Annotated in this window: 18 protein-coding genes and 1 other RNA gene; 8 read left to right on the top strand and 11 right to left on the bottom strand. The window is 41.9% G+C overall.

Annotated elements, in window-relative coordinates:
* The 3 genes from trpD to J2X69_RS13105 form a co-directional block, all read right to left on the bottom strand.
* Entirely contained in the window at positions 1 to 1,011 is a 1,011-nt protein-coding gene (trpD, locus tag J2X69_RS13115; RefSeq protein WP_310103929.1) for an anthranilate phosphoribosyltransferase, read from the bottom strand.
* Positions 1,012 to 1,042: 31 nt separating this feature from the next.
* Entirely contained in the window at positions 1,043 to 1,609 is a 567-nt protein-coding gene (locus tag J2X69_RS13110) for an aminodeoxychorismate/anthranilate synthase component II (protein WP_310103927.1), read from the bottom strand.
* A gap of 203 nt (positions 1,610 to 1,812) precedes the next feature.
* The gene (locus J2X69_RS13105; protein WP_310103925.1) at positions 1,813 to 3,243 is read right to left on the bottom strand and encodes an anthranilate synthase component I family protein; all 1,431 of its coding nucleotides are present in this window, start codon (positions 3,241 to 3,243) and stop codon (positions 1,813 to 1,815) included.
* Between the two features lie 387 nt (positions 3,244 to 3,630).
* Here J2X69_RS13105 and J2X69_RS13100 point away from each other — a divergent pair, with 387 nt between their 5' ends.
* The 7 genes from J2X69_RS13100 to J2X69_RS13070 all read left to right on the top strand — a co-directional run bounded on the left by J2X69_RS13100 (position 3,631) and on the right by J2X69_RS13070 (position 7,795).
* The gene (locus tag J2X69_RS13100; protein WP_310103923.1) at positions 3,631 to 3,879 is read left to right on the top strand and encodes a hypothetical protein; all 249 of its coding nucleotides are present in this window, start codon (positions 3,631 to 3,633) and stop codon (positions 3,877 to 3,879) included.
* Between the two features lie 117 nt (positions 3,880 to 3,996).
* Positions 3,997 to 4,087, top strand: an RNA gene (ffs, locus tag J2X69_RS13095) — signal recognition particle sRNA small type.
* 185 nt (positions 4,088 to 4,272) lie between these two features.
* Positions 4,273 to 4,932: a fructose-6-phosphate aldolase gene (gene fsa, locus J2X69_RS13090; RefSeq protein ID WP_310103921.1), complete on the top strand. Its 660-nt coding sequence runs from the start codon at positions 4,273 to 4,275 to the stop codon at positions 4,930 to 4,932.
* Between the two features lie 44 nt (positions 4,933 to 4,976).
* Positions 4,977 to 5,180, top strand: a complete 204-nt coding sequence (locus tag J2X69_RS13085) for a hypothetical protein (RefSeq protein WP_057939972.1) — start codon at positions 4,977 to 4,979, stop codon at positions 5,178 to 5,180.
* 2 nt (positions 5,181 to 5,182) lie between these two features.
* A complete protein-coding gene (locus J2X69_RS13080; RefSeq protein WP_310103918.1) occupies positions 5,183 to 5,893 on the top strand; it encodes an ATP-binding cassette domain-containing protein in 711 nt (236 codons plus the stop codon).
* Between the two features lie 72 nt (positions 5,894 to 5,965).
* Positions 5,966 to 7,369: a S41 family peptidase gene (locus J2X69_RS13075; protein WP_310103916.1), complete on the top strand. Its 1,404-nt coding sequence runs from the start codon at positions 5,966 to 5,968 to the stop codon at positions 7,367 to 7,369.
* Between the two features lie 210 nt (positions 7,370 to 7,579).
* Complete coding sequence (locus J2X69_RS13070; protein ID WP_310103914.1) at positions 7,580 to 7,795, top strand: hypothetical protein; 216 nt, start codon at positions 7,580 to 7,582, stop codon at positions 7,793 to 7,795.
* A gap of 79 nt (positions 7,796 to 7,874) precedes the next feature.
* Here J2X69_RS13070 and J2X69_RS13065 read toward each other — a convergent pair whose 3' ends face one another.
* The 3 genes from J2X69_RS13065 to J2X69_RS13055 all read right to left on the bottom strand — a co-directional run bounded on the left by J2X69_RS13065 (position 7,875) and on the right by J2X69_RS13055 (position 13,583).
* Positions 7,875 to 10,643, bottom strand: coding sequence for a TonB-dependent receptor (locus tag J2X69_RS13065; RefSeq protein ID WP_310103912.1), 2,769 nt, complete (start codon positions 10,641 to 10,643; stop codon positions 7,875 to 7,877).
* Positions 10,644 to 10,661: 18 nt separating this feature from the next.
* Positions 10,662 to 11,747 (bottom strand): phytase, encoded by a 1,086-nt coding sequence (locus J2X69_RS13060; RefSeq protein WP_310103911.1) that lies wholly within the window; start codon positions 11,745 to 11,747, stop codon positions 10,662 to 10,664.
* A gap of 192 nt (positions 11,748 to 11,939) precedes the next feature.
* The gene (locus tag J2X69_RS13055) at positions 11,940 to 13,583 is read right to left on the bottom strand and encodes a tetratricopeptide repeat protein (protein WP_310103909.1); all 1,644 of its coding nucleotides are present in this window, start codon (positions 13,581 to 13,583) and stop codon (positions 11,940 to 11,942) included.
* Positions 13,584 to 13,785: 202 nt separating this feature from the next.
* Between J2X69_RS13055 and J2X69_RS13050 the strand changes: the two genes are divergently transcribed.
* Positions 13,786 to 14,508 carry a phosphatase PAP2 family protein gene (locus tag J2X69_RS13050; RefSeq protein ID WP_310103906.1) on the top strand — a complete coding sequence of 241 codons (723 nt, stop codon included), beginning with the start codon at positions 13,786 to 13,788 and terminating at the stop codon, positions 14,506 to 14,508.
* Here J2X69_RS13050 and J2X69_RS13045 read toward each other — a convergent pair.
* The 5 genes from J2X69_RS13045 to J2X69_RS13025 form a co-directional block, all read right to left on the bottom strand.
* On the bottom strand, positions 14,432 to 16,039 hold the full coding sequence (locus J2X69_RS13045) for a glycosyltransferase family 39 protein (protein WP_310103904.1): 1,608 nt from the start codon (positions 16,037 to 16,039) through the stop codon (positions 14,432 to 14,434). The genes J2X69_RS13050 and J2X69_RS13045 overlap by 77 nt on opposite strands.
* Before the next feature lie 120 nt (positions 16,040 to 16,159).
* On the bottom strand, positions 16,160 to 16,867 hold the full coding sequence (locus J2X69_RS13040; RefSeq protein ID WP_310103902.1) for a tetratricopeptide repeat protein: 708 nt from the start codon (positions 16,865 to 16,867) through the stop codon (positions 16,160 to 16,162).
* Between the two features lie 22 nt (positions 16,868 to 16,889).
* Complete coding sequence (locus J2X69_RS13035; RefSeq protein WP_310103900.1) at positions 16,890 to 18,332, bottom strand: HD domain-containing protein; 1,443 nt, start codon at positions 18,330 to 18,332, stop codon at positions 16,890 to 16,892.
* Positions 18,329 to 18,799, bottom strand: a complete 471-nt coding sequence (locus J2X69_RS13030; protein ID WP_310103898.1) for a hypothetical protein — start codon at positions 18,797 to 18,799, stop codon at positions 18,329 to 18,331. Before J2X69_RS13030 ends, J2X69_RS13035 begins: the two co-directional genes overlap by 4 nt.
* Positions 18,800 to 18,912: 113 nt before the next feature.
* Positions 18,913 to 19,254 (bottom strand): DUF6249 domain-containing protein, encoded by a 342-nt coding sequence (locus J2X69_RS13025; protein WP_310103896.1) that lies wholly within the window; start codon positions 19,252 to 19,254, stop codon positions 18,913 to 18,915.
* Positions 19,255 to 19,299 lie beyond the last annotated feature (45 nt).

Genomic DNA, 19,299 nt, shown 5'->3' with positions numbered 1-19,299 from the left:
TTAAGCTAAAGAGACTGTTGTTTTTGGATTGACCAGTCCGTTAAAAACCTGAAGCGCCTTTAGGCTCAAAAGTGCTTCTTCTGCTATGCCTACTGCATCGGTGAAGGAAAGTCCTTCGCGGGCGGTGACAAGCGCCGCCGCAGAATTGGCAATCACCACCGAATTTTGGCTTTTGGTCCCCTTCCCTTTCAGAACATTTTCAAATATTTCCGCAGACTCCCGGATAGTCTCACCTCCCTTGATAGACTCAGCCTTCAATTTCGGTAGGCCTATCGTTTCGGGGCTATAGACTTTTTCCCCAGCATTCGAAATCATCTTAAAATCACCTGTAAGTGAAATCTCATCATAACCGTCCAGCGCATGAAGAATAGAGAATCTCCCATCCATATCCTGGTAAAGATATCCATACAATCTAGCCAACTCCAGACTAAATACGCCGACCAATTGCTTCCTTGGAAAGCTTGGATTTACCATCGGGCCAAGCATATTGAAAAAGGTCTTAACTCCTAAATCCTTCCTGATCGGCCCCACATGCTTCATCGCCGGATGAAACAGCGGCGCATGCAAAAAACAAATTCCCACTTCATCCAAACTTCTCCTGATCTGATCTATATCACTGGTAAACTCATACCCAAAATATGCCAACAAATTAGAAGACCCACAGATGGAAGAGACTCCATTGTTCCCATGTTTTGCCACATTTTGTCCTGCAGCCGCTACCACAAAGGAAGATAAAGTGGAGATATTGAAGGTGTCTTTGCCATCTCCGCCCGTACCGCAAAGATCCATTGCATCGTATTCGGAGATTTCCACCGGAATACAACGCTCCAGCATAGCTTCACGGAATCCTGACAACTCTTCCACCGTAATACTACGCATCAAATACACCGTCATAAATGCAGCAATCTGACTCGTATTGTAATTTCCCGCTGTAATGTTTTTCAAAACCTCCTTTGCGTCCGATCGGGTAAGCGTGCGGTGCTCGATGAGGTGATTCAAAATATCTTTCATAATAATAGGTGTTGTTGGGTGGGGCTGCTACTTAATGCTCCAACCAGTTTTTGAGAATCTGTACTCCGTTTTCGGTAAGAATGCTTTCGGGATGAAATTGTACCCCCCTGATATCATACTTCTTATGCCTTATTGCCATAATTTGATTGTCCGGTGTACGCGCGATCACTTCCAAGTCCGATGAAAGTGTGTTTTCATCCACAACCCAAGAGTGGTATCTGCCAATACTGAACGTATTCGGAACGTTTTTGAACAACAAATCCTCCTCCACTGTCACAGTAGAAGCTACACCGTGAAGCACTTCAGACAAATTAATCAAATCTCCTCCGAAGGCTTCGCCGATTGCCTGATGCCCCAGACAAACTCCCAGAATTGATTTGGTGGCGGCATATTTCTTCAAAAGCTCAGGCATAATTCCTGCGTCTTCAGGAACTCCCGGACCCGGGGAAAGAAGTATTTTATCGTATTTGGAGACCTCTTCCAAACTGATTTTATCATTTCGAAAGACATCCATCTGCACTCCATAGCCCAGTTGCCTGACGATATAGACCAGATTGTAGGTAAAGGAATCGTAATTATCCAGGACGAGTATTTTCATTATTTATATATGATTGGAAAATTTAAAAATTGGAAGATTGAAAAATTTCGCAATGTTAAGATCCTTTCTTCTTTCTATTTTCAAATTCAATTAGCTTATAAATTCTCACTCCAATTTTAATAGCATGCTGCCAAACCGGTAAATCCTCAAATCGCTCATATTTTGCCATAATTTTTCAATTTTGAAATCTTGCAATTTTCCAATTAGATATTCTCTGCCGCTCTCAGCGCCACTCTCAGCGCTTCCAATTTATTGGCTACTTCCTGCAACTCGGAAGGAATGGTAGATTTGGCCACAACACCTGCACCGGCTTGGAATCGAAGCTGATTGTTTTCAGAGACAAAAGACCTGATCAAAATCGCATGGTTAAAGTCCCCATTGAATCCCAAATAGCCGATTGCTCCTCCGTAAAAGGTTCTCGAAACATTTTCCAACTCATCGATCAACTCCATCGCTCTGTATTTGGGGGCCCCGGAAAGTGTGCCTGCAGGAAATGTATCCGCCACCAGCTGAAGTGGGTTGGTGTTTTCAGGCAGTTCCCCCGTCACCTTGGACACCAAATGAATCACATGAGAATAGTATTGTATCTCTTTAAAAACCTCCACCGTCACTTTTTCAGAAGATCTGCTCAAATCATTTCTTGCCAGATCCACCAGCATCACGTGCTCTGAGTTTTCCTTGGGATCATCGTAGAGTTTGCGTGCCAAGGCCGCATCCTCTTGATCATTGCCCGTCCTTCGAAATGTCCCCGCTATTGGATAAATAGTCGCTTTTTTATCTTTTACTACGATTTGGGCTTCAGGAGAGCTTCCGAATACCTTGAAAGAACCATAATCAAAATAGAACAGATAAGGTGAAGGATTCACTGATCGAAGTGCCCTATAAACGTTGAATTCATCTCCCTTGAAATCCGTACTAAACCTGCGTGAAAGCACAATCTGAAACACATCACCTTTGAAGCAATGTTCTCTACCCTGATTCAAAATCTTCAAGAATTCCTCGTCGGTATAATTCGACTCTTCCTCACCTACCCGCTGAAAAGCATAGCTCGGAATATTCTTATTATTAAGGAGACGCACGATTTCCTCCATTTTAGCATCATTTTCAGCTCCGGCTATTCTGTGCTCCAGCAGGTGCAATTCATTCTTATAATGATCCACCACAATCACATTCTGATAAACCGAATATTGCATCATCGGTACTGCAGTCGAAATTGTATTTTGGAGTTTGATATCTTCAAAATAAGCTACAGTATCGTATTGTATGTATCCAAAAAGCCCATTTGAACTGAATTTGAAATTATCAGGTGCGATGTCAAACTTACTTCCGAAAGCCCGCAGACACTGCATCAACTTCTGGTCAGAATTCACTTCATAACTCTCTTTTTTGCCTGACGGAAGATTTTCCACCACTTTGCCGGCATTGAAGGTGAAGGTAGCCAGAGGGTTAAAACAGATATACGAATAGCTGTTTTCCTGACCATGGTAATCTGAACTCTCCAGTAGGATAGGATTGGCAAATCGATCCCTGATCTGCAAATAGATGCTTACCGGAGTGATTGTATCCGCCAATCGCTTCTGGTAAGTAGTCAGTATTGGAAATTTCACTTGAGTCATTCTTGGTTGGTTTTTCATGAAAAAAGGCTTACCGGAAATCCAGTAAGCCTTTTATACTATGTCGATACGCAAAATTATACGCAGGGGCTTTCTAAACTTCCTTTTGGAAAGAGTAAGAATGCCACCACCAGTATTTGTTTGCGATTGTTTTCATAAGAATGAGAGCAAATTTAGAAAGGGATTGCGAAGTACAAAGCATCAACCCGTTTTTTTTATCAAAAAAAATAAATCGGACCAAACCAAAATCAAAAATATCATGTACGCCCAGTCTTCATTACTGAAACGAAAACACATTTCACCAGTTGGTATCAAGGGGATAACCCAGGATAAAAATGACCCAAAGCCATCTTCAGATGTGATGGTTTTTTACTCAAGCTATCGTCCAATCGGTCCTAATGAGTAGTTTTGAAAAAAAAAATCTTACAATGGCAAAGGCATTCCCTCAGTATTTCACGGATATTTGATGACTACCAAGTTCTGGTTCAGGTAAACCCCGATACATTTACAGGGATTGAACTTATCGTACATCCTGACGGGAAAATCGAGAAAACCGAAATGGAATTTGATGAGGAGGTTTTTGACGATCTGGCAGAAGATGAATTTATCCATTGCAATGTGCTGGAATTCCAGATGCATCTCGCCAAAACACGCTAATTTCAATTTTGCAATTTCAGATTTCAAATTAATCCACCTCATAATCAGACCCAACCCCCGTTTTAAAGGGAAAACCGAATAGTCTTATTGAAAAGGAACATTTTCTGCTTACCTTTGCACCGGCGGCACGACCAGCTCCTGCTGAATCCCCCAGGTCCGGAAGGAAGCAAGGGTAGGTGGTTGAGCGGTGCGATGCCGCTTCTTTTTTTGCCCTATTTTTTCTATGGCATCCCCAATCAAGTTCCAAATCTTGATTTATCTTCTAACTTTGTTTTCCACAATCAAATCCATTTGGAATCATCCTTTTAAATGGCTTTTAGCCTGTTTAGTTAATTAGACAAGACCATCAAAGCCTGAGAAAAGCCGGTTCCATACCTATTAAACAATTTAAATATGAAATTCTTTATTGACACAGCCAATCTAAGTGACATCCGCGAAGCTTATGACCTTGGAGTTTTAGATGGCGTAACTACCAACCCTTCATTGATGGCCAAAGAAGGCATCAGCGGAGACGAAAAAGTAAGAGCTCACTACAAAACGATCTGTGACATCGTAGATGATAAAGTAAGTGCAGAAGTAATCGCCACAGATTATGAAGGCATGGTGAAAGAAGGGAAAGAGCTCGCAAAGATCGATGACAAAATCGTAGTGAAGATTCCGATGGTAAAAGACGGTCTGAAAGCACTTAAGTATTTCCAAAGCGAGGGCATCCGCACCAACTGTACGCTGATTTTCTCTGCAGGCCAAGCGCTGTTGGCAGCAAAAGCAGGAGCATCCTATGTTTCCCCTTTCATCGGAAGATTGGATGATATCGCATTTGACGGAATGGATCTTATCTCTCAGATCGTTCATATTTATGGCAATTACGGCTTCGAGACAGAAGTTCTTGCTGCATCTGTAAGACATACCATGCACCTGTTGAAATGCGCTGAAGTTGGCGCTGATGTGGTGACTTGTCCACTGAAAGTAATCACCGGCTTGTTAAACCATCCACTTACGGATTCCGGTTTGGCAACGTTTTTGGCAGACCATGCCAAGGCAGCTGGAAAATAAGTAATGAAAGACCGGCATATGTCGGTCTTTTTTTAATTTCCCTTATGTATATTATCAAAGTAAAAGGCAAAGCAAAAATCCCTGATTACATTCAGATCAGAGATGAAAACTTTGTACTAGTCGCCTATTTCAGGGCCGACAGGCCCCTAAAGAAAATCGAGAAATTTGGGTTGGAGGGAAAGGAAAAAGAACTTGAAGCGTTAATCCTGGATCTTCCTTTTGGAAAATTGCAAAAATTAGAATTATAAGAATGGATTTCAGTACTAAGCCTGTACTTCAGGTAAATCAGGCAACGATCTTTCAGGGAGTAGACCCTATCCTCACCAATGTGAACTTCTCCGTGGAGCAGCACGAATTCGTGTTTCTGATCGGCAGAACGGGCAGTGGAAAAAGCTCCTTATTGAAAACCCTCTATGCGGACCTTGAGCTGAGAAACGGGAGTGCTGAAGTAGCCGGGTTTACTTTGGAAAACATCAAAACAAAAGACATCCCCTTTCTGAGAAGAAAAATCGGCATCATTTTCCAGGATTTCCAACTCTTCAATGATCGCTCAGTAGCTGAAAATCTAGCATTTGTCATGAGAGCTACCGGATGGAAAGACAAAGCAAAAATAAATGCCCGCATGGCTGAAGTCCTGCTTTTGGTTGGGCTGAACAATGCCTCAAGCAAGATGCCTCACCAATTATCCGGAGGAGAGCAGCAGCGTGTGGTGATTGCCAGAGCATTGCTCAACGACCCCTCCATTCTATTAGCCGATGAACCCACGGGAAATCTGGATCCGGATGTGGCCGAAGGTATTTTTAAGCTTTTCCAGGAAATAAATAAAAAAGGAACTGCTATATTAATGGCAACCCATAATTATGATTTACTTCGTAAATACCCTTATCGGGTATTAAAGTGCGAAAAAGGAGAACTTCAGGACAGTCAAACACATGATGTATCCTATGGTTCAACTTATTAACTTGTGATCCAATGGCACTTAACCCAAAGTAGCAGTTAATCCAATAGTTGTAATTATTCTTAATTTCAGAATATGAAAGCTTCCCTACTTACAAGAACGCTGTTCTTTGTAATCCTAAGCGGATTACTATGGAGCTGTGACCAAGACGATGACAAAAATCCTGTGGTTGATCCCGACCCTGACATCTCCTCAGAGGAAAAAATCAACAACTGGATCTATGAGGTAATGGATGAGGTATACTATTGGAGACAGAATATGCGAACGCCTATAGCTGTAGATTCTGACCCTACTGATTATTTTGAGTCCTTGCTTTATCAGCCTGGAGAGGTGGATCGTTTTTCCATAATCTATCCGGACTATCAAGAACTGATCAATTCACTAAGTGGTATCTCACTAGATGCAGGATATGAATTCAAACTGTTTACGCCCGACAATAAACTTGTATATGCTGAGGTTATTTATGTAAAGAAAAACAGCCCTGCGTCGTCTACAGACTTGAAGCGTGGCGATGTGATCGAAGCCATCAACGGGACCATACTTACTATTGATAACTATAGAAATCTTCTGGGGCAAACCGCAACAACCCACACCATAACCCCATTACGATACAATGAAGAATCGCAGATATATGAACCGCTAAATGATATCTCCCTTACTCCTGTGCAACTTTCCGAAGACCCAAATTTCTTGGATACGGTGTACACAATTAACAATCAAAAGATCGGATATGTAGTTTATAACTTTTTCGCACCCGGCACTTCTTCTGACGAGACCAAATATGATAGAGAGATGGATGCCATTTTTGAAAAAATGAAGGCTGAAAACGTCAACAATCTGATTTTAGACCTCAGGTACAATGGTGGTGGATACGTAAGCTCTGCCGTCAACCTAGCCAGTTTGATTGGGCCAGTGACAAGCTCAGATATTTTCTCAAAGACTAAATATAATAGTTTAGTAATGTCTGCAATACCTTCTCTTAGTAATGTACAAACTGCATTTTTGACCAAATCCCAAAATCTTGGCAATACACTAACCGGCAATCGCCTGTATGTTCTAACCTCTGACGGAACAGCTTCCGCATCTGAATTGATCATTAATGGCCTCAAGCCGTATATGGATGTCTTTTTGATAGGTGATGTTACTTACGGAAAAAATGTAGGATCCATTGCTATTGAAGATGAAGAGAATCCTGAAAACAACTACGGATTACTGCCTATCGTAACCCAAAGCTTTAATAGCTTAGACCAATCCGATTACAGCACCGGTTTTGTGCCAAACATTACTGTGCTGGAAGGTACCGAGAGACTAAGAGCATTGGGAGATGTAAAAGAAATAATGCTCAGAACTGCCATAGAGGAGATCACAGGAATACCTTCTTCGGCCAGAGTAATCAAACTAGACAGAACAGAAATCGCCAACACCTTGGAAGGAAAAATACGGACCGGGACAATGATTGAATCTGCGATTATTAAATAAGCAGCCGGTAGCCTTCTCCTTACCCAAATGAAGCCACTGGAACTTTCACACATAATTGGCTCAAGCCCCTTTTCCGAATACAAAACAGGTTGTCCCTCTTCAGAGACAGCCTGTTTTTTTACTTTTACCCATTACCAAATTGTTAAGTTTCTCATTCCTAAAATCTTCCTTTAAAATAGCTGCTAAATTTGACGATCAACTTTGAATGTCATGGAAATCGTCGCAAGCTTCATCCTTATGTTATTGGTCTATTTTTTGGGTTGTCTGGCTCTGGTGCAAGAAATCATTAGACCTAACAGAAAACTGGTAATAGAAGGCGACAACAAGAAAGCACAATGGGTCACTAACTATCCAAAAATCATTTCACTGAGCTTTGGGATCTCCCTACTTACCACATTCATCGCGTACTATCTGTTTTTAAGCTGAAAAAAACCGCATTTAATACCAACAAAAAAAAAGCAGCCGAATCAAATTAGCTGCCTTTTCTAGTATCAAAGTGAATCTTCTATTCAAACAAATCGAATTTCAACCCAAAGTTCAATCTAGCATTGTAATATTCAGCCTGCATGGTTCTTGATCTAATTCCCTGATAGTATCTCAAAGGTTGATTGGTCAAGTTATTTCCTTCGAAAAATACGCGCCACTTAGGAGAGATTGCATAGGAAGCATTCACATCCAGGAATGTTTGTTTGTCGTAATAGCGATCATCGAAGCTTTCAGCTCCTAATTCATCCAGATAATCTGAAGCATAATTCAGTGACACTCTCATCACAAGCCTCTTCGTCTCATAGGAAAGGGATGCATTGAACATATTATCCGCCGTTCCGGGCAATTCTATGTCATCGTTATCCCTGCCTTCGATACCTGTAGTGGAAGAGTTGGTGTAGGTATAGTTCAAATATATCCCAAGGCCTTTCCATATCTGCCGCTGCACAGATGCCTCCAAACCATAGATTTTTGCAGCCCCTCCATTCTCCGGACGGGAATACTGTAAGCCCGATCCAAACTGGGGATCACTATACCCCTGAGAGGTAATGGTGTAGACGAAATCGTCAATATTCTTATAAAAACCGCCGAGTGAAAGAAGTCCTATATTATCAAAATACTGCTCTCCCATCAAGTCAAAATTCATTGCCGTAGCCGGCTTTAAATTAGGATTGCCCCGAGACAATTCGTCGTCATCCGGACTGAACTCAGCGTAAGGAACCAAGTCGAAATAATTCGGTCTTGCTATCGTATTGGTCCAGGCAAATCTCAAGATGCTATTTGGATTTATGTTATACTTCAGGTGTATACCAGGCATGAAGTTGGTGTAACGCTGTTCTCCTTCAGCAGAAGATATCGTCTCATTATCCACGTCAAATATATTGCCTATGTAATCTATGGAAGTATGCTCCACCCTTACGCCAAAGATCGCAGACAACTTATCCGAAAATTGATGATCTGCCATTACATAACCTCCGGTAATCGTTTCTTTTGCAGTATAATTGCCAGGTGCATATTCCTCCGGAATATCGCTTTCTTCAAACAATCCGGAGTTTTTCAAGTTGAGCCCTCCCAAATACTTAGGATCCATAAACCGACCGACTTGATACTGGGATCCTACCAGAAAGCCGGGATCTGAATAATTGACATTTGGCACACTTCCAAGAGTTTCTCCAAAAGCTTCCTCATCCAAGGGCTCATATTTGAAGAAGTTATTGTCCCGCTCTTTATCTTTTCCGCGATACCTAGCTCCAAATTGTAATACCCCTTTAGAGCTATATGGCAATTTGAAGTCCAGCTTTCCATTCAGGTCCCGGTCAAAGGTGTACCCGTACTGCTGTGACAATTCATTTAGACCAATACCCAGGTTATCCGTTGGACTGGTCAGATTAGCATAAGGTTTGTCAGGGTTGGAGACATCAACAGTGATGTCCTGCTTGGTGGATCTAAAGGAGACGTACCGTTCGAAAGGTCTTTCCTCTGATGCTTTTGCCGAGGTCACAGACCAATCCATCTTAAGTTGGTTGAATAGGTGACTTCCTCCCAATGTCGTATTGTAGACCCGCTGATCTTCCAGTCTCGTTGCCTTGTTTCTATCGCTGTCCAAGCCTCCTTTTGTTTGATATTCTACACGGCCTTTGGTAAGATACCTGCCCGGACCGATCTCCGTGAAGTCGCCGGCATCGAAGGAACGATCCAGCTGGCTTACCCGCATTCTAAATCTATTCTCCCAATCATCACGGTGATTATACATGCCTGACAAGAATAGTGTATGATTGTCATTGATATCATAATCAAATGCTATAGAAGCTGATCGACGAACTCGCTGCACACTGTATTTTCTGATATCAAATTCTTGTAGAGCAGCTCCGCTTTCATAGTTTTTCCACACTGCCTCAATATTATCTGAACCAAAGCGGTGGTTGTTGTATGATCCCGAAAAAATGACACCAAACTTATCATTGAAAAATCGGTTGCCTATGATTACCCCACCTGTCCAGATAGGTTTGTTGGATAGTAAGTTTACACCGGAAGCGGCCGTGCCGGAAACCCTAAGCGCGTTGGGAGCTTGGCGTGTCACTAGGTTTACAGAACCTCCTATTGCATCTGCGTCCATACTAGGGAGTACAGCCTTGTTCACTTCAATAGTCTGAATCATGTCGGACGGAATCAAATCCATCTGCACATTTCTGTTATCACCTTCGGCAGAAGGCAGTCTTTCACCATTTAGCGTCACAGAATTTAAGTGCGGTGCCATCCCCCGGATAATGATGTTTCGTGCCTCTCCCTGATCATTTTGCATCGTGATTCCCGGGACTCTCTTGAGTGCATCACCGATATTGGCATCAGGAAACCTACCTATTTGATCTGAAGATACCACGTTAGTAATATTTGCATTGTTTTTCTGCTGATTAAGCGCTTTTGCCTGCCCTTTCAAGCGATCCCCCATCACCACAAATTCCAGACTCTCAATGGTAGTTTCATCCAATTTGAAATTCAGGGTGGTAGTTTCTCCCTTTTCTATCTTGGTTTCATAAACAATAGAGCCGTAACCCAAGTATGAAACCTGAACTTCGTAGGAACCTTCGGGAAGATCAACGATAGCATAATCCCCGGATTGATTTGTAATCGTACCCAGTCTGGTGTTTTTCAGCACCACATTAGCCCCCGGCATAGATAGGTTTTGCTCATCTACCACCCTGCCTTTTAACACGCCTTGCGCCAATACCTGATGACTCAGGCAAAAAACGGCTATCAAGAAAATTACGATCAGTAATTGTTTTTTCATTAGAATGAGAATTAAAGCTTAGTTTTTAGATTTTAAGATGTCTCCTGCTATATCATCCCAGCGGTAGATTTGGAAGGTTCGGTCATCTGACATGGCTACAAAAAGCCCATGTGGAAAATCAGGCCCTAAAGGAGCGCTGATGGATTCGGACCCATCACTTGAGCTCGTGCCGGTGGCGATCTTGGTGATCAATGCATGCTCATGCGGGCTGGAGGCACTTCCTTCTCTCGGAAATACATGAAAAAGATTGGCTCCCTGATCCGAGACCAAGATATAGCCGGTGCTATCATCTAATTTGTAAATAGAAATCCCTTCGTGATCATCAGAGAATCCTTCCTGAGCAAAAAAGGCCAGTTCCTCATTTCCCCTTTCCGGATCGGCGTAATACTTCCTCACACCTGCTCCTTCATCAGAATAATAGATGTACCCTAGCTCATTATCCACAGCAATTGCCTCGATTTCTTTCTTTCCGGAATAGGCCCCAAACTTTCGTACAAGGTTTAGTTTGATCTCTCCGTTTTGACCCAATACTTCATATTGCCAGAGATAAGTCCCATCGGTAGGGCCATTTTTTCTCCCGGCAATGACAAATGTTTTTCCGGTAGTACTATCCTGAAAAAGCGCAACGCCCATCAAGTCTCTAAATTCCGGGCCTGTTTCGTCATGATATATCTCGATCCCTCCGGCGTTGATTTCTTTCATATCCGGCAGACTGAAAAACCTTAGCTTGGAAGTCATTCGTTCACCCGTGACGGCAAAATCAACCGTCCTATCTCCCAGATTCAATCCGTATCCTACATCTACGTTATTTGGGCGCTTTATATCCCGTACGATTAGCGAGTCGATTGCCTTGCCTTTCAGATCGAATACATACAGAGCTCCTTCCACATCCTTATCTGTACCGATAATTAGGCTTTTGGACGGATCTGTGGGATTTATCCAAACAGCAGGATCATCTGTATCATGAATAACCGGATCAGTTATATAGATCGGCTTGATCAGACTTTGCCCGTCGGGCAACTCATTTTGTTGGACTGGCTTACTGCAGGAACTCGCTAAAACTCCCAGTGCGGCTAAGCCATAAATCAGTTTATTTTTCGACATAAGATTTGAATGGTTTTGATGCTACAATGTTAGCTCGACTGACAGCTTCCGGCTAAGAAAGACTGTTATCAATTGAGCAACAATCGAAAAAACGACCGTTAACAAAACCTAAACAGAATCTCAAAAATTGATTACAATTGATTGATTTTAAATCAATTACCAAATATTAAAAAGAGATTAACAAATTGTAAATCATATACAAAGAATAAATTGCTGTAAGCTGTCACCCTTTTCCAGATTCAATTTCTTACGAAGTCTATACCTTGAAATACGTAAGCTGTCCATAGAAATACCCAGTGAAGAAGCGATTTCTTTTGAGTTAAGATTCAATCGCATCAAACTTGCCAATTTCAGCTCAGCGGGAGTCAAGCCATCCGTACGTTGCTGGATATTTCTAAAAAAATCCTGATGCACCTTTTCAAAACTATGCTTGAAATCTTCCCAATCTGTATCGTGCGAAAAATTGAAATCAATTTGCTTGATGAGATTTCTGATCTTCTTCTTTTGCTCTTTTGAGTCTTCTTCCAAAATATTCTTGAGCTTGGTCTGTATGTCTTCAAGCATTTGATTTTTGTCGATGACATGCAGTGTCTGCGCAGTAAGTGCTTTGGAATGGGACTTCTCTTCGGCTTCCATTTTCAATTCCAGCAGCTGCATATTTTGCTGCTCCGTAGCGATCAACTGCTCTTTCACCTGAAGTATTTCCTGATGCCGTTCCAGCAGCTCCTTATTACTTCTGATTTTGAGCTTTTGCCTCGTGAAAATCACCCAACCCAGCACACACATCAAGCCAACCAAAAACAAAAGAAGCCATTTTACGATTGCATCGAACTCATGCATTTGCTCGAGCTGAATGATCTGTTGGTTTTTAGCATATAGACGGTTTTGAGCCTCCTGAATTCCTAATTGCCTAGCCGACTCTTCAGAATACACCAAGTCACTTAATTTTCGACTTTGTTCCAAAAATTTATAAGCATTTTCATAATCCTGCATCTCAGCATAGGCTTTCGAGATATCCACTACAGCACTTCTCTGCTGATACAAATATCCAAGTCGCTCACTCATTTCAGCAGCTTTTACAGAATAGAGCAATCCTTCTTTCGGCTTCCCCGTTTTGCGAAGCACATCTCCAAGATTATTAAGATTCCCAATGATACGAAGACTATCCCCAAGTGATATATTCAAGATATATGCTTTATGGAAATTGGCATAGGCCGAATCATACTGCTCCAAATCCTCATAAATACTTCCGATATTTTCCCTGACAAATGCCAATTGTCCATACAGATTAAGTTTCTCGAAAATACTCAGTGCTTCCTGTTGATAGACTAAGGCTGCCGGGTAGGAGCCCAACTTTTCATACATCCCTCCGATAAAGCTTTTTGTCTCAGCTTCACCTTCCGCATCCTGAAGTTGAAGATAAATACCCAATGCCGCTTCATGACGAAGGAGTGCAGCTTCCGGTGTTTTGATTTTGTAATACACTTCTCCGACCGCATTATTCACCTGAGCCAAAAGAGATGACAACTTATGGTCCCGAAAAATATGTTCGGCCTCATAGAGTGCCTCTGCAGAAGGTTGGAACAAGCCAAACCTTAAAAGAATCTGCCCCCTAAGTAGCTGGGCTTTCCCTATCAGAGAATCCAGCTCTTCAAGTTTACTTTCTTCCAGAACTTCCGTAGCTAGCAAAAACGCTTTATCAGGCTCACTCTTGGCTAATCTCTGTGCTGAATCCAGTTTTAAGTCAATCAAAAAAGGGGTTTGAGCCTGAGAGAATGGCAGACAGCATGCAAAAAGAATGATCGTGGATCCTGTGAACAAAATCAATCGCTTCATAACAGGCGAAGTTCAGCGTATCCCAACTAACAACGATTAAGACAACGTTTCCATTTGATTAAACTTCTTCTCACTCCTGACTTTATCGATATAAAAAACATATACTAACCTTCATTTTTTCGCCAAGAACTTCAAGCAAGATTGATCATGGCATAAACCTGAGTTTTTATATGAATTTTAGATTTGATCAGAATCCTGATCGATGAAAAAGAAAAAATACTCCGCACCCGTTTTTGCCTTTCTGTATTTTCAAATTCTGATTATCCTGCTTGTTCTACTTCTACGGGCAGAAAAGGGCAGCTTGGAATTATGGATCAACAACTATCATACTACCCCGTTTGATTTTTTCTTCAAGAATATCACCTATCTCGGTGATGGAATTATTGTACTAGCCCCGACCGTGATTTTACTTTTTGTACGCTATAGCTACAGCATATTACTTGCTTGGGCCACGTTGATTCATATGGTAATAGTGGTTCTATGCAAAAGAATTTTATTCTCCGGGATGCCCCGACCGGCGGAATACTTGGCAGACATTCCTTTCTACACTGTACCCGGCGTATCTGTTCATCACTGGAACAGCTTTCCTTCAGGGCATACTGCTTCAGCATTTATGTTGGCCTGTGTACTTGCGATGATTTTTTCCAAAAAAATATGGCCGCAAATCATATTGCTACTTATCGCTGTTCTTATTGGATTCAGCAGGGTTTACCTGATGCAGCATTTTTTCATGGATGTACTGGCAGGATCGCTAGTTGGTGTCTGGTCCGCTTTTGCTGCAAGAGTGATTACGCTTAGCTTTTTTTCTTCGAAAAAGTACAAAAGAAGTCTCTATCCTAAGCGGAAAGTTATTCTTCAGGATTTGGGACAGACTCGAGCTTCTGAGTATAATTCTGATCCTGCTTTATCTGCAGTAAAACGGTAGTCGGACTTTCAAACAAATCCCTCCCCTCAAAAATCAGTTCGTAAGAAAAACCCAATTCTTTAAACTCTTCCAAATTCTTTTTTCTCAGGATGACGATTCCCTCATTCACTTTGCCGACATGCATACCTCCCAACTCTTTTATCTCTTTTTGGAGAGCAAAAGCGAAGGATGGATTGAATTCCCTGAAATGGTAAAAATCAACCTCCCTGAATTGCTCCACTCCGGAAGCAGTAACCGGATTTCTTCTATCCAAAACAGGAAACGCCAAGTATAAAAACACAAGGCTCACAGAAATAAAACCCAAACATAAAGTGGCCCAATGAAGCATCCATTTCTCTCTAAACCAGAAAAAAACACTCCCTATACCGATTAAGCTTCCGGTCAAAAAATATAATCCTACATAGGCATTTTCAGCATATTCTTTTTCAGCTTTAAGACCAAAATAGATTCCAAAAGGTAAAACAATGAGAAAAACCACCCCGGCTAACCCAGCCCATCTCACCCGCTTCCATTCTCCACTTTGCCTTAAAAGCCAGCCAATGATAATCGCTAAAAATGGATACACAGGAGCGGTATAATTGGGAAGTTTGGTGCCCGATATCATAAAAAAAGCAATGGTAAGACAGGAGAAAAGCAGGGAAATCTTAACCAAATCCGGTATCCCCGAATAGCTAATAAGGGACTTGAATGAAGACACGATGATCAAAGACCCGGGCATCATCCCCAGTAGTACGAAAACCAAGGTGAGATAAAATTCTCCTCCATGGCCTTCCATAGGGGCAGAAAATCGACTTAAATTGTGTTTGAAAAAGAATTCCTGAATCCAGACACCATCCGTTTTCCAGGCAATCAGAAAATACCAAGGGAGTGCTACAAGAAGAAAAATCGCTATAGCCAAAGGATCCAAAACTGATTGGAGATTCTTCCGGAACCCTTTCCTCTGAAAGAGAAAAAAAATCAAAATTGTCCCTCCTACCAATGCCAGTGCGACCGGACCTTTGCTTAATACTGCCAGCCCCAGTGTAAGTCCCATCCACCTCAAATTGGATTTCTTATGATTTCCCTCCCGGTACTTTACAAAAAACACTAAAGAAGCCGTAAGAAAAAAAATCAAAAATGGGTCAGGAACAGCCAAATGAAACTGAATAACCCAATGAACAGATGCCAATAAGACTATTCCGGAAGCCAACGCCGCGAGTCTTCCAAAAGATCTATTTACGGTAAAATAAACCAAACATACCGTCAACCAGCCCATCAAAGCAGGGAAAAATCTGGCAGCAAAAGGTGTGACCCCAAAAAACCGGTAGGCTAATCCAAAAAAATAATAGTGCAATGGGGGCTTATCATACCTGGGTTGCCCATTGAACGTAGGCAAAATCCAATCCGATGACTTCCACATTTCAAAGCCGGCAGCAGCATTTTTGGACTCATCCAATATATAAATACTTAAAGCCCCTATCTGGGAGAAATGTATAAACAGTGCCAAAAGCAAAAAGACGATTGTTACCCATTGATGTTCAATCCACTTCATTTAGGCAAAGGAACATCAAAAATTAAATTCCCTGATCAATTCCCTGTTAAAGATTTATTAGCTTTTAGACATAAAAAAACCGGCAATTTATGCCGGCCTTATGAGTAGTGATTGAGTCTATCAATTTGTCTTTGCCAGGTTTTCCTTCGCTAGACCGAATTCAGGATCCAGAGATATAGCTTCTTCAAAGGCTGCTTTGGCTTCAGCTTTAGAGCCTTGCTCCAAATAGATCATACCTTTTAAGTTCAAGGCAGCAGCTTTCATACTGATTTCCTGAGTTTCTGTTTGAGACTTTGGAAAGCCTACTTTATCGTCAGGTTTGGCATTCTTCACCAATATGTTCATAGAATTCAACGCCTCAGGGTACTTCTTCAAATTATATTGAATGAATCCTGACTTGTAAAGACTGAAATTATCCCCACTGAGCAAGTATAGACTTTCGAAATAAGGTAGGGATTTCTCCAGCGCTCCTACCTGCTCCAATGAGTAGGCCGCAATCTCCAAAGAGGTCACGCTTTTATCATTGACTTTCAATACGTCCATGGAAACAAGTGCTGCGGACATGGCTTGCCCCGCTTCAAAATAAAGTGAACCCAGCATCTCCACATAGCGGACATCATCCGGATTTCTGATGATCAAGTTATAAAGTGAATTTTTGGCAGATCCGACATCGTTATACCTCAAAGCCAATTGATAAGCAGCCTGATCGGCAGCATTCAAAGTTCTCTTCAATTTCGGATCGAGCCTGGATACAGAATCGGCTGCCGTCTGGGCAATAGTAGTGCTGGCACAAAAGGCCATAAGCAGCATGAATAGTACGCGCTTCATTTGAATTGATTTTTGATTTAGTTTATGAATTTGGGCCATCTAACACAGGAAACAAGCCTTTTGCTTTGGCAATCTCCAGCATCAACTCACGAGCCTCTTCAGGATTATTGTGAATTTTGCCCTCCAATATAGCTTCTTTAATTTCTTCTTTAATATCTCCTATGATTTTTGAAGGTTCCAAACCAAAAATTTCCATGATTTCTTCGCCGGAGACAGGAGGCTGGAAGTTCCTGACCTGATCTTTCTCCTCTACTTCGATAAGCTTTTGTGCTACCTTATCAAAATTCTCCAAATACCGCTTTACTTTTTTGTTGTTTTTGGATGTCACATCCGCACGGCAAAGCTTCATCAGATCATCGATATCATCTCCGGCTTCCATAAGCAATCTTCTCATAGCGGAGTCTGTCACCTCATCCTTCACCAATGCAATGGGACGAAGATGCAGCTTCACCAATTTCTGCACATATTTCATGCGCTCATCCATCGGTAGCTTCAGCCTACGGAAAATCCCCGGAGTCATTCGCGCTCCCTTATCCTCATGGCCGTGAAATGTCCAACCGACTTTCTTGTTGAAGCGCTTGGTAGCGGGCTTGGCGATATCGTGCAGGATAGCTGCCCAGCGAAGCCACAGGTCATCACTCATCTGGCATACATTATCCAGTACCTGAAGGGTATGGTAGAAATTATCCTTGTGCGACTTATCATCCACAGAATCCACTCCTTGCAAATCAACCATTTCAGGAAAAAACTCATGGAGCAATTTACCTGCAAACAGCAATTTGAATCCATAGGAAGGCTTCTTTACTTGAATAATTTTATTCAATTCCACAATCACCCGCTCGCCGGAGATGATATTCAGGCGATGTGCATTCTCACTTAGCGCATGAAAAGTGTCTCCATCAATATCAAAATCAAGTTGCGCTGCAAAACGGATCGCGCGGAGCATACGGAGCGGATCATCCGAAAATGTAATATTTGGCTCAAGAGGAGTTCTGATCAGTTTCTTTTTGATATCGGAAAGTCCATCAAAGGGATCTAACAAATCACCATAATCCGCAGCATTCAGCGAGATCGCCATGGCATTAATGGTGAAGTCCCTGCGCTCCAGATCCTCCTGAAGTGTCCCTGTCTCTACTATAGGATTGCGCGAATCTGATCGGTAGGATTCCTTACGGGCACCTACAAACTCCAACTCCCACTCATCCAATTTCAGCATGGCCGTGCCAAAATTCTTGAAAACTGAAAGAGGTACATGCTCATCGTATTGCTTGGCCACTTCTTTGGCAAGCTCTATCCCACTTCCCACACAAGTGAAGTCTATATCCTTTTGCCCGCTTTTCTCTCTTTTCAAAATCAAATCTCTCACATAGCCACCTACCACATAGGTTTCCAACCCTAAATTAGCTGCTGCTTTGGCAACTTTTCCGAAGACTTCGAATTCGTCAAGATGTGATTTAAAATTCATCCCTTAATGATTTTTACATCTCCTTCAGGCCCTAAAAACATCTCTTTGGTACTTGGACTCAAAAGTGGAAATAAGATTGGTGTATGAAATAAAGTAGTTTCTTGCGAATCTATTTTCACTATCACCGGCTGAGAAATCTGGAAGAGTAATTTATTCCAGTTGGGCTCCAGAATCAGGCTGAACTTCAGGATACCATCCACGATAGGCCCGTTTTTGATAATACGGTTTGCCGGACTATGGTAGACAGTCGGCTTGTTTGCGTATTCTACTATATCAAGCGAAACTTCTGAAAAAGGCTCGCATATCGTACGGATTTGGAATAGATCAAAAAGTAAAAACGTCCAATCCTCACCCATCTCAGGCTTCCAAAGCTCCGGCTTCATGAGGGTAATTACTTTTCCGTTTCCTTCCTTCAGGTTCAAAACTCCTTTTTCCCTAAAAGCTGATAATACTAGTGCGTGATCCAAAGCGTTTATTTTTTCACAAAAATAATCAGAATTTCGAGAGCAAGCTCTTTTACCCAAAAACCGAAAAGCCTTCTCCGCAAAGAGAAGGCTGATGACACATGCTAATAAGTGTCTTATCTGTCTTCTTTGTCAAGTTTTCTATTTAAGAAAAAACTAGACATCAAGCCAATCCCCCCGAAAATAAAGATGCACGAGCTAAAAGCAACTCCGTCATTCATGCCGTTTTGCACCAGCAAGGCTCCAAAAAGGATTCCTGCCCCAACCCCAATCGCCAGCAGCGCAATACTTAGAATAAATTGGCCAAAGCTGTATTTTTTGCCTGAGTTAAAGAGTTTTGCGTCAGCACCATTTTCTATAAGTGCGAGCCTTTCCTTGTTTCGCGTAGTCAAGAAAGTAAATATGACTCCGAAAATACTGGAGAAAATAATCAGTGTAACTAAGATGGTTTCTGCCATGGTTTGTATGTTTTTTCTTCTTGGATGCGCTGACTTGGTCACAAG

It is taken from the genome of Algoriphagus sp. 4150 (assembly GCF_031457395.1).
In the GTDB taxonomy this organism is placed as follows: Bacteria; Bacteroidota; Bacteroidia; order Cytophagales; family Cyclobacteriaceae; genus Algoriphagus.
Note: the sequence above shows the minus strand (reverse complement) of the source record. Positions and strands in the feature narration are given on the sequence as shown.

What these genes read in the sequence shown, in the direction of transcription:
- trpD (WP_310103929.1), bottom strand. Translation starts at nt 1,011, where the DNA reads ATGAAAGATATTTTGAATCACCTCATCGAGCACCGCACGCTTACCCGA.
- J2X69_RS13110 (WP_310103927.1), bottom strand. Translation starts at nt 1,609, where the DNA reads ATGAAAATACTCGTCCTGGATAATTACGATTCCTTTACCTACAATCTG.
- J2X69_RS13105 (WP_310103925.1), bottom strand. Translation starts at nt 3,243, where the DNA reads ATGAAAAACCAACCAAGAATGACTCAAGTGAAATTTCCAATACTGACT.
- fsa (WP_310103921.1), top strand. Translation starts at nt 4,273, where the DNA reads ATGAAATTCTTTATTGACACAGCCAATCTAAGTGACATCCGCGAAGCT.
- J2X69_RS13085 (WP_057939972.1), top strand. Translation starts at nt 4,977, where the DNA reads ATGTATATTATCAAAGTAAAAGGCAAAGCAAAAATCCCTGATTACATT.
- J2X69_RS13080 (WP_310103918.1), top strand. Translation starts at nt 5,183, where the DNA reads ATGGATTTCAGTACTAAGCCTGTACTTCAGGTAAATCAGGCAACGATC.
- J2X69_RS13075 (WP_310103916.1), top strand. Translation starts at nt 5,966, where the DNA reads ATGAAAGCTTCCCTACTTACAAGAACGCTGTTCTTTGTAATCCTAAGC.
- J2X69_RS13070 (WP_310103914.1), top strand. Translation starts at nt 7,580, where the DNA reads ATGGAAATCGTCGCAAGCTTCATCCTTATGTTATTGGTCTATTTTTTG.
- J2X69_RS13065 (WP_310103912.1), bottom strand. Translation starts at nt 10,643, where the DNA reads ATGAAAAAACAATTACTGATCGTAATTTTCTTGATAGCCGTTTTTTGC.
- J2X69_RS13060 (WP_310103911.1), bottom strand. Translation starts at nt 11,747, where the DNA reads ATGTCGAAAAATAAACTGATTTATGGCTTAGCCGCACTGGGAGTTTTA.
- J2X69_RS13055 (WP_310103909.1), bottom strand. Translation starts at nt 13,583, where the DNA reads ATGAAGCGATTGATTTTGTTCACAGGATCCACGATCATTCTTTTTGCA.
- J2X69_RS13050 (WP_310103906.1), top strand. Translation starts at nt 13,786, where the DNA reads ATGAAAAAGAAAAAATACTCCGCACCCGTTTTTGCCTTTCTGTATTTT.
- J2X69_RS13045 (WP_310103904.1), bottom strand. Translation starts at nt 16,039, where the DNA reads ATGAAGTGGATTGAACATCAATGGGTAACAATCGTCTTTTTGCTTTTG.
- J2X69_RS13040 (WP_310103902.1), bottom strand. Translation starts at nt 16,867, where the DNA reads ATGAAGCGCGTACTATTCATGCTGCTTATGGCCTTTTGTGCCAGCACT.
- J2X69_RS13035 (WP_310103900.1), bottom strand. Translation starts at nt 18,332, where the DNA reads ATGAATTTTAAATCACATCTTGACGAATTCGAAGTCTTCGGAAAAGTT.
- J2X69_RS13025 (WP_310103896.1), bottom strand. Translation starts at nt 19,254, where the DNA reads ATGGCAGAAACCATCTTAGTTACACTGATTATTTTCTCCAGTATTTTC.